Raw genomic sequence first — 14,669 nt, 5'->3', positions numbered from 1 at the left:
GCAAAAAGAATCCAAAGTATGTATATGAAAAGTGTAAAAAATAATTGCTGAGTAGAAAATATATAAGGAAAAAAGACTGAGCTTTTATCGCCCAGTCTTATACCTTTTAACGTTTACCTTTAATGTAAGGCTGTCCACTCGCTTTTGGTGCATTTGCTTTTCCGATAAATCCTGCTAACGCAAAAATCGTTAACAAGTACGGTAAAATTTGCAAGTATACAGCTGGAATCTCCTGCACATAAGGAATTTGGTTCCCTGCAATACTTAATGTTTGCGCTAAACCAAAGAATAACGCTGCGCCTAGTGCACCGATTGGATGCCATTTCCCGAAAATCATTGCGGCAATGGCCATAAAGCCTTGACCAGCAATTGTTGCATGTGAGAAATCATGGGTAATTGTTTGCGCGTATACTGCACCACCAAGACCACCAAGTGCTCCTGAGATAACAACAGCGATATAGCGCATTTTATTAACGTTTACTCCCATCGTATCTGCTGCCATTGGGTGCTCACCGACAGCACGAAGACGTAAACCGAATGGTGTTTTATAAATGATTAACCACGCGCCGATTGCGACAACAAATGCTAAAATCGACGTACTATAAACATCATGGAACAATAGTCGACCAAAGAATGGAATATCTTCTAAATAAGGTATACCAAAACGACGGATTGGTTGGTCAATCATGTCTGTTTGTCCTTTATCATAGATCATTTTCACCAAGAAAACTGTTACCGCTAAACCTAGTAAGTTTATAGCTACCCCTGATACCGTTTGATCGGCACGGAAAGAAATCGAAGCAACGGCATGAAATAAGGAGAAAATTCCTCCTACGATTACAGCTGCAAGCATTGCAACCCAAATCGTAGCTGAACCAAATGTTGATGCAAATTCTAAATTGACAAAAATACCAACAAATGCACCGACAATCATTAAACCTTCTAGTCCAATGTTGACAACACCAGAACGTTCAGAGAATACACCACCGATCGCAGTAAAAATTAAAGGTGTTGCATAAAGAATTGCAGAAGGGATGATGAAATATAACATTTCTAAAAAGCTCATGTTATTGTCCCTCCTTTTTCTTACTCAACTTTTGTAAACCTACTCGAATAATATAGCCAGATGCAACAAAGAAGATAATCAAGGCAATAATAATCGATACGATTTCCTCTGGGATACCCGCAGCGTTTGGCATATTGAGTGCCCCATATTTAAGCGAGCCGAATAATGAAGCCCCAAATACAACCCCTAGTGGCGTGTTGGCACCAAGTAAGGCAACCGCAATCCCGTCAAAACCGATACCTGTAAAGCCTGGTTTAATCGATGCATTTTGGAATGTACCTAGTGCTTCCATTGCTCCACCAAGACCAGCAAACATACCTGAAATTGTCATGGCTAGAATTATATTTTTGTTTACACTCATCCCAGCATAATCTGCAGCATGCTTGTTAAAGCCCACAGCTTTGAGCTCATATCCACGTGTTGTTTTTTCTAGAATGAACCACATAACAATTACCATAAGAAGTGCAACAATGATCCCATAGTGAAGACTTGAATTGTCTGTAAGCTCTCTTAAAAACGGAGAACGTAAAGAAGCTGTTTCATGGATACGTTCTGTTTTAAAGCTACCATCCGACAAGTTTTTAATAACAGCGTTGGCAATATAAAGTGCTGTGTAGTTTAACATAATTGTCGCGATTACTTCATGGACTTTAAATTTCGCTTTTAAGAAACCTGCAATAAAGGCCCAAAATGCACCTGCAGCTGCTGCGGCAAGTAACGCTAAAGGTAAGTGAATGATTTTAGGTAGCTCAAATGCATAGCCTACCCAGGCTGCAGCAAGCCAACCTAAAATGAGCTGCCCCTCAACCCCGATATTGAACAAACCTGTACGGAAGGCAAATGCTACTGCAAGACCTGCCAATAAATACGGTGTAATTTGACGGATTGTGTTCCCGATTGAATATGAATCTCCAAAAATACCTGTCCAAAGAGCGATATAACCTTGTACTGGGTCATAGCCGCTGACTACCATCACGATAGCCCCTACAATTAAACCGATAATGATAGAGATGATAGGAACGAGTATATTAATGACACGATTTGACATTAGTCGTTCCCCTCCTTACTCATGCTTTTTTTACTACTTTGCCCTGCCATTAATAGGCCAAGTTCTTGCTCTGTTGTTTCTTTTGGATTGAGCTCGTCCACAATTTGACCGTCGTAGATAACTGCAATACGGTCTGAAACATTCATAACTTCATCTAATTCAAAGGAAATTAACAGAACTGCTTTCCCTTTATCACGTTGCTCAATTAGACGAGAGTGAATAAATTCAATTGCCCCAACGTCAAGACCACGTGTTGGTAATGCGGCAATCAGTAAATCTGGGTTACGGTCAATTTCACGACCGATAATTGCTTTTTGTTGGTTACCACCTGAAAGAGCACGAGCTGGTGTCATTTCACCATTACCTGTTCGTACATCATATTCGTCTATAATCTGGCGTGCTTTTTCAGACACCTTTTTATAATCCATTACAAAGCCTTTGGCAATTGGCGATTGATAATACGTTTGTAGTGCAATATTATGACCAATTGGGAAATCTAGTACTAAACCGTGTTTATGTCGGTCTTGCGGGATATGTCCAACGCCCTCTTCGGTAATTTTTCGAGGTTTCATATTTGTCATATCTTTGCCATTCAGTTTAACAGTCCCGTTTTTCACTTTACGTAAGCCGGTAATTGCCTCAATTAACTCTGATTGACCGTTACCATCGATACCTGCGATACCTACAATTTCACCTTTACGAACCTTTAAGTTCAAACCTTTTACTTTGTCGATATTTCGGTAGTCTGTTACGACTAAATTGTCAATCGTTAGTACTTCCTCCGTAGGATGCGCTTCCGTTTTTTCCGTTTTGAACTCGACTTGGCGACCGACCATTAACTCTGCTAATTGATTTGGGTTTGTTTCAGCCGTAACAACTGTACCAACCCCTTCACCTTTACGGATAATCGTCACACGGTCAGAAACTTCCATTATTTCTTTTAGCTTATGCGTAATTAAAATAATCGATTTTCCCTCTGCGATTAAGCGACGCATAATTTGAATAAGTTCCGTAATTTCTTGCGGCGTTAATGATGCCGTAGGTTCATCGAAAATTAAAATTTCCGCACCGCGATATAATGTTTTTAAAATTTCAACACGTTGTTGCATGCCAACTGTGATGTCCTCGATTTTAGCATTTGGATCTACATCAAGGCCATATTTCTCAGAAAGCGCTTGCACTTTCTTCGCAGCATCTTTAATATTGACAATCCCCATTTTTGTAGGTTCAGTACCTAAAATAATGTTTTCTGTTACTGTAAAATTTTCCACCAACATAAAGTGTTGATGCACCATGCCAATCCCTAAATCATTGGCAACATTCGGATTTGTAATTTTAACAGCATTCCCACGAACACGAATTTCGCCTCCCTCTGGTTGATACAAACCAAAAAGGACGTTCATTAAAGTCGATTTCCCGGCACCATTTTCACCTAGTAACGCGTGGATTTCGCCTTTTTCAAGTTGGAGGGTGATATTATTATTCGCTACGAAATCACCAAATTCTTTACGGATTCCAAGCATCTCAATCACGTATTCCAATATAGTCACTCCCTTATTAGGCACTTTTGTTAAAATCAAATTCGCCTTGGTGTATTTGAGTCCAAATTTTGAATTGCGATTAGACTAACTTCCTTTTGTCACCTCTTCAAAACCTATGACATCCACCAAAGGCTTATCTTCGTTCAGCGGGGTTTTCAATACCCAAAGAACAAAAAATCCACTCGCATGCATCTCTCACCTAGGTAGGCGCCTTCTATAACTGACGCTACACTTTCGGTACATAAAATATCTGCTGAATGAAGATAAATTAATACAGGAAAGGTCATCGTTAGAAACCTTTCTTCTATTAACTTGGTACCATCATTATCTTAAGCTTACGATAATCTCATATATAAATTCTACCCCTATATGAGAAACCATGTCGAAATATAAATATATCCATATAGAATATTAAAAATAGTCGAAATATAACGATAGATTGAAAAATCATCATAAGGGCCTTCAAAAAGCCCTTATGATGATTAAGAGATGAATTATTTTTCCACTTTTTCTGGAACTACGATTTCACCGCTAGCAATTTTTTCTTTATATTCGTCAATAACTTTTTGTACATCTTCTGTAATAGCACCACGGGAGTCAGCAAGTTTTACGCCATCTTCAGCTAAACCGTAAACAAGTGTTTCTCCACCTGGGAAGTCACCATTTTTCGCTTTATTTGCAATATCTACTACTGCTGTGTTAACACCTTTTAACATAGAAGTCAAAGTTACGTTTGTTTTGTCGTCTACTTTACCTTCTTCGTATTGGTCAGCATCTACACCGATTACCCATACATCTGCTTTAGGGTCTTTTGCTTTACGCTCTTTTGCCTCAGAGAATACACCGTTACCTGTTGCACCAGCAGCGTGGAAAATAACATCTACACCTGAAGAGTACATGCTGTTGGCAGTAATTTTACCAAGGTCAGCTTTATCGAATGCACCAGTGTATTTTACTTGGATTTCGATATCTGGGTTTACAGCTTTAGCCCCTTCAACGAAACCAGCGTGGAAGCGATTAATAACTGGAATATCTACGCCACCTACGAAGCCGATTTTACCTGACTTAGACGTTTTCGCTGCTGCAACACCTGCTAAGAACGCACCCTCTTGCTCTTTGAAAAGAACGTTAACTATGTTGTCGGCTTTTACTTCAGCATCAATCAAAGCAAAGTGATTGTCTGGATTTTCAGCAGCAATCGCTTCAATTGAATCCATCATCATGAAACCAATACCGAATACTAAATTAAAGTCACGACGTAATAATTTGTTTAAGTTTGTTTCATAGTCTGCATCTGATTGTGATTGTAAATAGTCGAAACCACCATCACCTTTTGATAGGTTGTGCTCTTTACCGTAAGCTTGAACACCTTCCCATGCAGATTGGTTGAATGATTTGTCATCAACGCCACCTACGTCAGTAACCATTGCAATTGAGAACGCTTCTTCTGTGTTTGTATCGCCTGTTGAAGCATTGTCATTTTCTTTGCCTTTGTCTTCTTTCGTACCACATGCACCTAGAATTGCACTAGCAGCTAATACTGAAGATAATACTAAACCAAATTTACGTTTTTTCATTGTGTTAACCCCCCAAAGGTATTGTAATTAGCAGGAAAATATAGAAATGTTCTACACCCGTTTTCTTACTACGTGGAAGCTGAATTTATCAGCTCGGAAATAATTTTTTGAATACAACACTACTTGATCATGGTCATCGTAATGCAGCTGCTTCAATACTAAAAGTGCTGTTTCACGACCGCAATTTAAAATCGGTGATGCTTGTTCATGATACCCAACTGGATCAATGTAAGTCACAGCGTAGGCAACGTGAATTTTACCCGATTGTTCAAGTGCAGAAAAAAGTGAAACTTCTTTTTTGTCTACAAAGTCAGTAGGCAGGAAGCTAGCTGGTAGTTTATCTATACAATAAACTACTGGTTCACCATCCGCTGTTCTGACACGTTCAATCGTGAGTATTTTATCTTCGCCATCACATTGGAAGCGTTTTAAATCTTCCTCAGAAGGTACGGTTTCAGTTGCTTTTAAAAAACGCGATCCTGGTTCCATCCCTGCCGTTTCGATCATAGAAGAAATACTGGATAAATGCTCGATGCCAGATGTAAACAACGGCTTAGGATTAACAAATGTACCAACCCCATGTCGACGCACAATCACATTTTCCTCTTCCAACAGTCGAAGCGCTTCTCTAAGTGTTGCTCGACTGACTCCTAGTGATTTCGATAATTCAAACTCTGAAGGCAATTTTTCATTTTCTTTGAAAACGCCGGTCTCAATATCAGATTTTAAACGATCAATTACTTGAAGATAGAGATGACGATGATCTGCTTTAATAGTCACATATATCACCACCAAAATCAGAGATCAGACATCTGATGTACAACATTCCTACTAATCGTTCATAAATATAACATTTTTGTAGAATGAAATAAACTGTTTTGAGAAAAATCTGTAATAGAATTCGCCCTTTCTCCTCATTTATCGCAAACAACTAGACAAAAATGTATATATCACCCAAAATCCAGTCTTACCAAAAGTGTTAATTATCGTACTGATGAATGAGTACCTGACGAGGTTTACTTCCCTCTGAAGGCCCGACAATACCACGTTGTTCCATCTGATCAACGATTCGAGCGGCACGAGAATAGCCAATGCGGAAACGACGTTGCAGCATTGAGACCGAAGCCGTTTGCATTCCAACAACTAATTGTACAGCCTCATCAAAAAGTTCATCCGTTTCTTCTAAAACGGTTTCCTCTTCTGTTGGAATCATCTCTTCTTGATATTGTGCTTTTTGCTGTTCTATAACAAATTCTACGACTTCTTCTACCTCTTGATCTGATAAGAATGCACCTTGTACACGTTTCGGCTTAGAAGCACCTGCTGGTAAAAATAGCATGTCCCCTCGACCAAGTAATCGCTCTGCCCCCCCCATATCTAAAATGGTTCTAGAATCAATCGCTGATGATACCGCAAAGGCTATGCGAGAAGGAATATTAGCCTTAATAACCCCAGTCAATACGTCGACACTCGGTCTTTGTGTCGCAAGTATTAAATGGATACCTGCTGCTCGAGCCATTTGAGCTAAACGTGTAATAGAATCCTCTACATCACTGGATGCAACCATCATTAAATCCGCTAACTCATCCACAATCACCACAATATATGGTAATTTAGGGTGCTTCTCAGCAGTTTGTTCATTTACTTTTTGTACATGACCGTTATATCCCTCTATATTACGAGTGCCCGTATGAGAAAATAAATCATAGCGACGTTCCATTTCTGATACCACTTTTTTTAGTGCCTGCGATGCCTTACGCGCATCTGTCACAACAGGTGCTAATAAATGCGGAATCCCGTTATAGACATTTAACTCCACCATTTTCGGATCAATCATCATCAGCTTTACCTCATGTGGTTTTGTTCGCATTAGTATGGATACGACAATGCCATTTATACACACACTTTTTCCACTACCAGTTGAACCAGCAACTAGTAAATGTGGCATTTTATTTAGCTCGGCTAACACAGCTTGTCCCGTAATATCACGACCAAACGCCACTTGAAGTAATGCATCTGGTTTTGCGCCATCTTTTGACTCCAGCACTTCCCTCAGTGTAACAATCGCTACCTCACTATTTGGCACTTCAATGCCAATGGCTGATTTCCCAGGAATCGGTGCTTCCATACGAATATCTTTGGCTGCCAATGCTAACGCGAGGTCATCTTGTAAGTTAACAATTTTACTTACCTTAACTCCAATATCGGGTAAAATTTCATATTTCGTCACAGCTGGCCCTAGATGAACTTGTGTCACTTTTGCTTTTACGCCAAAGCTCTGCAATGTTTGCTCAAGCTTTTTCGCATTTGCTTGAATCACTGAATATTCACCACTTTGGTCATGCTGTGGTGGCATTTTTAATAGATTAAACGATGGAAGCTGATAATCTGCATTTTCAATCGCAGCGGTGTCCTCAATATGAACATCATCTAGCAACTCTCCTTCTTCTATGTCCACATTCTGAGGAGCCACAGACGTCTCCTGTCGTTCATGTGAAACATTTTGAGTAAAGGCTGAGATAATCGGCTCATGGGAAACTTCCTCTTCTACTTGTACTGTTTGACTATAATCCTCAGCTGCAATCTCATCCATGCTCTCTGCTCTTGAGCGACGATTCGTTTGTTTTTTCTTTGGAGCATTTTTCTTTTTATCTTGCTGTTTTTTTTGCCATTTTCCAAAAAGAGCAGGCATTTTTTCCGCTAAATATGGAACAAGTGCTTTTCCAGTCACTAGAATCAATCCGATAAAGAAAATGACCCATGCGACAACCTTCGCACCTGTTGCCTCAAACAGCACATGAAGTCCACTAAACAGCAATGCACCAACCATACCACCGCCAAGTGAATTACTACGATGTACCACGCCATCAGTATCAATTAATATTCGCCAAGACTCTCGTAATACGGAGTCTGATAATAAACCACCTGATTTGGATAATTGCTCAAATAGAATACTATGACTAAAAATTGTTAAACTCATAATAATAAGTAGCATGCCGAAAATCAGTCGGTCCTTCATGCTTACTTTTTTACGGCCAATCATTAGTATTAAAGCAATAAATACAAGCATAAACGGTACAGCAAAATGTAAATTACCTATAAAAAACATTGCAATTGTTTGGAGTATACGCCCGATCATGCCATATTCAAAAATCATAATGACCGCAAGTGCAATTAGGACGAGCCCTAAAATTTCAAACATAAGCGGGTGCATTTCTTTATTATCTGCTGATGATTTCCCTTTAGTTACTTTTGTCTTTTTTCTTCTAGTCATTTTTTCACCTTCTTTTGCAATCCATTTTATATATGTAGCGAATGATATCATGTAGAACTCCTTTGTTTCAAAAAAAAGGATTTTCCACCGTTACGTCGGCTAGAAAATCCTTTTTCATTCGCTACTTATCCTCAGCATTCGCTATGCGTTTTCATGTCATAGGCCAACATGATGCTGGTGACTTAGGCATGACCACAAAAGTAGCATCTTAGCATCGATTCATAAATATATCGAGGGAAGGGTGAACAATACCCTTCAGTGTAGTTTTACTTTGTTTTAATACTCCATAATGATTGGGATAATCATTGGGCGGCGCTTTGTTTTTTGGAATAAATAAGTATTTAATGTATCACGAATTTCTTGTTTAATATTTGTCCATTCAAACGTTTCTTTACCAACGTATTTTTCTATCACATTCTTAGCAATTTCAGATGCTTCTACCATCAATGCTTCTGATTCACGAACATAAACGAAACCTCGCGATAATATTTCTGGACCTGACGCGATTTTCTTTTGTGCACGGTTTAATGTTACCACGACAATGAAAATACCATCTTGTGATAATAATTTACGGTCACGAAGGACTATATTACCAACATCGCCTACCCCAATACCGTCAATTAAGACATTACCTGCTTGTACACGGCCGCTCATTCGCATTTTACCGTTTTTGTATTCGACAATATCCCCTTTATCAGCGATGAAAATTTGTGACTTTTGCATACCTAGTTGTTGTGCAAGCTTAGAGTGTGCAATAAGCATACGATATTCACCTTGTACAGGGATAAAATATTTCGGTTGCATCAAGTTAAGCATTAATTTTAAATCTTCTTGGCTACCATGACCTGAAACATGCACATTTTTACTAGATGTCAGAATTTCAGCTCCCGCTTTTGCAATCGAGTTCATCGTATTCGCCATTTGTACTTCCATACCAGGAGACGGCGTGAACGTAATCAGCACTGTGTCATCCTTTTTAATCTTAATGTCTCTGTGATGCTTACGGACAATCTTTTCTAGGGCGTCTAGTGGCTCGCCTCTATTGCCAGTTGCAATAATAATAATTTCATCATCTTGATATTTTTGCATATCAGAGATTGGGATAATTGTGTCTTCTTCGAGTGTTAAATAACCTAACTGCACACCTAAATCAACAGCTTTTTCTAAAGGCTTACCAACAATCGCCACTTTACGGAACGATTTTTGAGCTTGCGCGAATACTTGTTGAATACGAATAAAGTTTGATGCATACACAGCGACTAAAATACGTCCTGGTGCTGAATGGAATGTTTTTGATAATTGTTCTTCAATCACAATTTCAGATGTCGTATAACCTGGTCGTTCCGCTTCACACGATTCCGAAAGCAATATAAATACGCCTTCTTCCCCTAATTGAGCCATTTTTGCCAAATCTGGCTTGAACTTACCAGTTGCAGATTGATCGAATTTAAACTCTCCAGTATGAACGATTGCTCCTTCAGATGTATGGAACACTACCCCTAATGAATCGGGAATACTATGTGTTGTATGGAAGAATGTCACATACGTTGAGTTGAAATTCATACGGCTACGATTTGTTACTTCAAAGAACTTCACCTGATGTGGTGCAGGTAACTCCTTCAAATGTTCCTTCGCGAGTGCAATTGTTAGTTTAGACCCGTACACAGGGGCTTTCACTTTTTGTAAGATGTAAGCAATTGAGCCAATTGCATCCTCATGTCCGTGCGTTAAGAAAATTCCCTTCACACGCTCTTTGTTTTCTTCTAAATACGTAATATCAGGAATGACGATATCAATGCCCAGCATTTCGTCTTCTGGGAACATTAAACCACTATCAACTACAAATAGCTCTTCGTCAATTTCTACTACGTACATTGCTTTTCCAATTTCGCCCACGCCACCCAGTGGAATGATGCGAATTAATTCATTTTTCTTTTTTGTCAATTTGTTTCCTCCTAAAAGATATCCCGAACAGCAACCACTTAATTTTCATTATACGGTTTGCAAAGCTTTTGCACAAATTAAAAATACATGTTTCATGTTAGAAACATGTATTTTATGTCTACTAAAATTAAATTGAGGCAAGAGTTACCCATCGATTATAGGGACTAAGGAGGTAAAGACTAGATTGGATGAGGAAGTTAGTTGTATTGCCTTAGTGGTATTCGGGGCTGACTCTGTGTTTTGCTATCTTAGGAGCAGTGTAGGGGGGAACTGTCGAGGTGCGTGGTTACCCGAACGGTTCTTCTCTTCAACTGAGCGAGGTATGTAGGTTACATGCAAATGGAACTCTGAATCATTCAAATCTCCGCTCAAAAAAAGGCGTTGCTGATTTTCATCAGCGACGCCACACGGTTATCTAAAACGCTTTGCTTTTTCATGATACGTTTCCCAAATTTGGTCAAAGTTCGCTTTTTCTTCATCTGTCATCTCCACCATAGGTAGACGAACATTCAATGTGTCAAAGCCTAATTTTGTCATCGCATATTTAACAGGCGATGGATTCGGCTGTGCAAACAAAGCACGTACTAGTGGTAATAATGCTCGATGAATTTGGGCAGCTAGCTGATGATTTCCTTCTTTAAAAGCTTTAATCATTAACTGCATATCATTTCCGACAACGTGAGATGCCACTGAAATAATGCCGGCCCCACCAATTGCAAGTAATGGCAATGTTAAACCATCATCTCCGCTATACACAAGGAAATCATCTGTAGCGTCAACGTTCTCAATAATATCGCCCATTTGGTCTAAATTTCCGCTCGCTTCTTTAATCCATGCGATATTCGGAATTTTACTTAATGCAACAGAAGTTTCATAGGCCACATTAATGCCTGTGCGACCTGGTACATTATAGAGCATCACTGGCAGCTTCGTTTCCTTGGCAATCGTTTCAAAGTGCGCAAAAATACCTCGTTGGTTTGGTTTATTATAATACGGTGCTACTAGCATAATGCCATCCGCACCGTTTTCTTCAGCTTTGTGTGTCATTGCAATAGAATATGCCGTTTCGTTATCCCCTGTACCTGCAATAACTGGTACACGACCGGCAACTTTTTCTACTGTAAATCGTACAACTTCAATTTTTTCTTCTGTGGTCATCGTTGGGTTTTCAGAGGTTGTGCCACAAGCAACAATACAATCAGTACCATTTCCTATTAAATGATTAATAATACGTTCTAGTTCTGGATAATTAATCGTGCCATCTTCCTTAAACGGCGTAATCATCGCCGTTCCAATTCGACCTATATTCATCCTTACACCCCTCTTATAGTAAGTTATCCTCAAGCATTGCTTCTGCAATTTGTATCGAGTTTAATGCAGCGCCTTTTAATAGATTATCTGATACGATCCATAGGTGGAATCCTTTTTCATTGTCTAAGTCTTGACGGATACGTCCTACAAAAGTAGCGTCTTCCCCTTCTGCATAAATTGGCATTGGGTAAGTTTGTGTTGCGATATCATCTTGTAATTCAATACCTGGTGCATTCCGTAATACTTCAAAAATTTCTTGAACCGTTGCCTCTTTTTCTACTTCAATATAAACAGATTCAGAGTGTCCCGAAACGACTGGCACACGTACGCAAGTTGCAGCTACTTTTAGCTCTGGTGCATGCATGATTTTCTTCGTTTCATTAATCATTTTCATTTCTTCGTATGTAAAGCCATTGTCTGTAAATTTATCGATTTGTGGAATGACATTACGAGCAATTGGGAAATGACGTTTATCGCTACCAGATGGTAAAATATTTGCTTCTACTTCCTTACCTGCATCCCAGTTTGCGCTTTGTGCTTTTAATTCTTGAATCGCAGTAATACCTGCACCTGAAACTGCTTGATATGTCGATACTAATACCTTCGTTAAGCCAAATGCTGCACGAATTGGTTCAAGGGCCGCCACCATTTGAATTGTAGAGCAATTTGGATTTGCAATAATTCCTTTATGCTTAGCAAGATCGCCGCGATTTACCTCAGGTACAACTAGTGGTACCTCTGGATCCATACGGAAATGGCTCGTATTATCAATGACCACCGCACCTCGTTTTGCCGCTTCTGGCGCAAGCACCGCTGATACCGAACCACCCGCTGAGAATAAAGCGACATTGACGTCTTCGAAAGCTTCTGGTGTCGCTTCTTCAATTGTATATGTCTTACCATTAAATTCGATTGGTTTTCCTGCTGAACGTGCAGAAGCTAAAAACTTAATGTCACCAATAGGAAAATTTCGTGTTATTAGCTGCTCCATCATTTTAGACCCTACTGCTCCTGTTGCACCTACAACCGCAACTGTTAACTGCTTTGTCATCTGTCATCTCTCCTTGAATACAAGTTCCATAATGTGTGCTATTGTATCACAAAATTACTGAAAATTGTGTGTAATCAATGATTTATTTGAAATATTGTATCAACAGCGGTTGTAATTGCATTTTCTGCGTAATTGCTGCATAAACGGTATCTACCATTTTATCAAAATCAGCAATCAATGAGTTCGGTTTTCCATGTGGTGAATCCTGACCGAATGGAATAAAATATATATTTTTAGCATTGAGCAGTTTCATAATATTCATGCCATTTAAGCCGAGAGCATCATTGGTAGAGATGCCCAGGATGACAGGTGAGCCATTGCGTAAGGTTGCCTTTGCTGCCATTAACACTGGGCTGTCTGTGGCTGCGTTGGCAAATTTACTAATACTATTGCCTGTCATCGGTGCTATAACCATAGCATCCAGTGGATTTGATGGTCCAAATGGTTCCGCCTCTTTAATAGAAGTAATGACTTGTTGTCCTGTTAAAGCCTCGATTTTTTCAATCCACTCCTCACCTGTGCCGAAGCGTGTAGCTGCATGTAATACAGAGTGGGTAATAATCGGAATAACCGTCGCTCCTACATCGATAAAATTTTGAATTTTTGGCACAACATCTTCATACGTACAATGTGAAGCCGTTATACCTAATCCAATTCGTTTCCCCGTTAGCAATTTTCTTCCTCCTCTATTGCCTTGCACAATATTTCTGCGGCATCATGTGCAAAGTATTTCCCAGGTAATGATGGCAATAGTACATACGTTTGTAACTGATTAGCATCTATATCTAAACAGCCTGGTTCCGAAGCTAAATCATATAGTACTGCAGGTACATGATCTTGGAATGTTTCCGTAATCCACTTGGCCGGAATTGTATTAATAAATATGCTGTCATGGACTGACCATTTTCGATCATCTAAATTTGTCGCTTTGTAACCATAGGCCTTTGCTTCACTTACTTGCACAACCGACCTTGCTACAATGTGCACGTTAGCACCCATCTTAACGAGTAAAGACGCGAGCATTTTGGCTATGCGTCCGAAACCCGCGATAGTAAAGTTTTGTCCGTAAATACATTTTTGCTCTAAACCGTAAAACGTAGCGATAAATCCCTCTGCTGTTAAACGAGCATTTTGCCATATAAAAGACTCTTGCTGTAAATAGCAATTCGTTTCATTTTTTTCAAGCAAGTGCTTCCAATGCATCGTCAGTCGCCCCGTATAAAACTTAACTTGAGATATACCGTATAATTGTTCAACCTCAATCTTTAATGGAAGAATGGGTAGAATAATTTTATTGGGCTGGAACTCTAAAACCAGTTTATTTAACTCCTCATTCCAGACGGTTGTTCTTTTATAAAATACTGTACGTGATGGACTCCTCAACATTGTCGCTAATTCCTTTAATCTCGAGTCTTCTCCGATCACGAGCCATTTTTCGTTTTCCAAAAGCTCACCTCACTGTAAAAATTCTGACTGTACCGTCGTTGTTTTGTTAAATAAAATTCGATCTTCGCCAATTAGTATAATTTCATGCCATGGGATCATTTCACTAACTTTTACTTTCTTTTTTTGGAATGGCATCTTATCTTTAATAATCTCAAAACCATGGATTTTTCCTGTTTGTACATCTAATAGGCATTCTGTGTGTGCCAGTATGCCAAAATGTACCCCACCTTCAACCTGAATTAACTCTTTATCCACCATTTCTGATAGTAGCATGCCTCATCTCCCTCCTTGAGCCGTTATCCCAATATATGCCGAGTTTCTGCAATTCGTGCCCATCATTAAGAGTCTTCTAGGTTGCATCTTTCGCCCAGTCTGTATATAGTGTATATATACAGTTAAATATTTCGGCGT

General features: G+C 39.3%; 12 protein-coding genes. All 12 read right to left on the bottom strand.

The features are described 5' to 3' along the window. Positions 1-106 precede the first annotated feature (106 nt). The 12 genes from H131_RS07610 to H131_RS07555 all read right to left on the bottom strand — a co-directional run bounded on the left by H131_RS07610 (position 107) and on the right by H131_RS07555 (position 14,531). Positions 107-1,066, bottom strand: coding sequence for an ABC transporter permease (locus tag H131_RS07610; protein WP_010858513.1), 960 nt, complete (start codon positions 1,064-1,066; stop codon positions 107-109). Position 1,067: 1 nt separating this feature from the next. Beyond that, the gene (locus tag H131_RS07605; protein ID WP_010858512.1) at positions 1,068-2,114 is read right to left on the bottom strand and encodes an ABC transporter permease; all 1,047 of its coding nucleotides are present in this window, start codon (positions 2,112-2,114) and stop codon (positions 1,068-1,070) included. Further along, a complete protein-coding gene (locus tag H131_RS07600) occupies positions 2,114-3,655 on the bottom strand; it encodes an ABC transporter ATP-binding protein (protein ID WP_010858511.1) in 1,542 nt (513 codons plus the stop codon). Before H131_RS07600 ends, H131_RS07605 begins: the two co-directional genes overlap by 1 nt. Positions 3,656-4,149: 494 nt before the next feature. Then, positions 4,150-5,232 carry a BMP family lipoprotein gene (locus H131_RS07595; protein WP_010858510.1) on the bottom strand — a complete coding sequence of 361 codons (1,083 nt, stop codon included), beginning with the start codon at positions 5,230-5,232 and terminating at the stop codon, positions 4,150-4,152. Positions 5,233-5,283: 51 nt separating this feature from the next. Continuing rightward, positions 5,284-6,012, bottom strand: a complete 729-nt coding sequence (locus H131_RS07590) for a GntR family transcriptional regulator (RefSeq protein WP_010858509.1) — start codon at positions 6,010-6,012, stop codon at positions 5,284-5,286. 199 nt (positions 6,013-6,211) lie between these two features. Continuing rightward, positions 6,212-8,506, bottom strand: coding sequence for an FtsK/SpoIIIE family DNA translocase (locus H131_RS07585; protein ID WP_036131189.1), 2,295 nt, complete (start codon positions 8,504-8,506; stop codon positions 6,212-6,214). Positions 8,507-8,782: 276 nt separating this feature from the next. Beyond that, the gene (locus tag H131_RS07580; protein WP_010858507.1) at positions 8,783-10,450 is read right to left on the bottom strand and encodes a ribonuclease J; all 1,668 of its coding nucleotides are present in this window, start codon (positions 10,448-10,450) and stop codon (positions 8,783-8,785) included. A 411-nt stretch (positions 10,451-10,861) separates the two neighbouring features. Beyond that, a complete protein-coding gene (gene dapA / locus H131_RS07575) occupies positions 10,862-11,761 on the bottom strand; it encodes a 4-hydroxy-tetrahydrodipicolinate synthase (protein ID WP_010858506.1) in 900 nt (299 codons plus the stop codon). A 13-nt stretch (positions 11,762-11,774) separates the two neighbouring features. Further along, the gene (locus H131_RS07570; RefSeq protein WP_010858505.1) at positions 11,775-12,812 is read right to left on the bottom strand and encodes an aspartate-semialdehyde dehydrogenase; all 1,038 of its coding nucleotides are present in this window, start codon (positions 12,810-12,812) and stop codon (positions 11,775-11,777) included. Between the two features lie 82 nt (positions 12,813-12,894). Continuing rightward, positions 12,895-13,485 (bottom strand): dipicolinate synthase subunit B, encoded by a 591-nt coding sequence (locus tag H131_RS07565; protein ID WP_010858504.1) that lies wholly within the window; start codon positions 13,483-13,485, stop codon positions 12,895-12,897. Further along, a complete protein-coding gene (locus tag H131_RS07560; RefSeq protein ID WP_010858503.1) occupies positions 13,479-14,258 on the bottom strand; it encodes an NAD(P)-dependent oxidoreductase in 780 nt (259 codons plus the stop codon). The genes H131_RS07565 and H131_RS07560 overlap by 7 nt, the downstream gene beginning before the upstream one ends. A 9-nt stretch (positions 14,259-14,267) precedes the next feature. After that, a complete protein-coding gene (locus H131_RS07555; protein WP_010858502.1) occupies positions 14,268-14,531 on the bottom strand; it encodes a YlmC/YmxH family sporulation protein in 264 nt (87 codons plus the stop codon). Between the last annotated feature and the right edge of the window lie 138 nt (positions 14,532-14,669).

Source organism: Lysinibacillus sphaericus OT4b.31, assembly GCF_000392615.1.
Lineage (GTDB): Bacteria > Bacillota > Bacilli > Bacillales_A > Planococcaceae > Lysinibacillus > Lysinibacillus sphaericus_B.
Note: the sequence above shows the minus strand (reverse complement) of the source record. Positions and strands in the feature narration are given on the sequence as shown.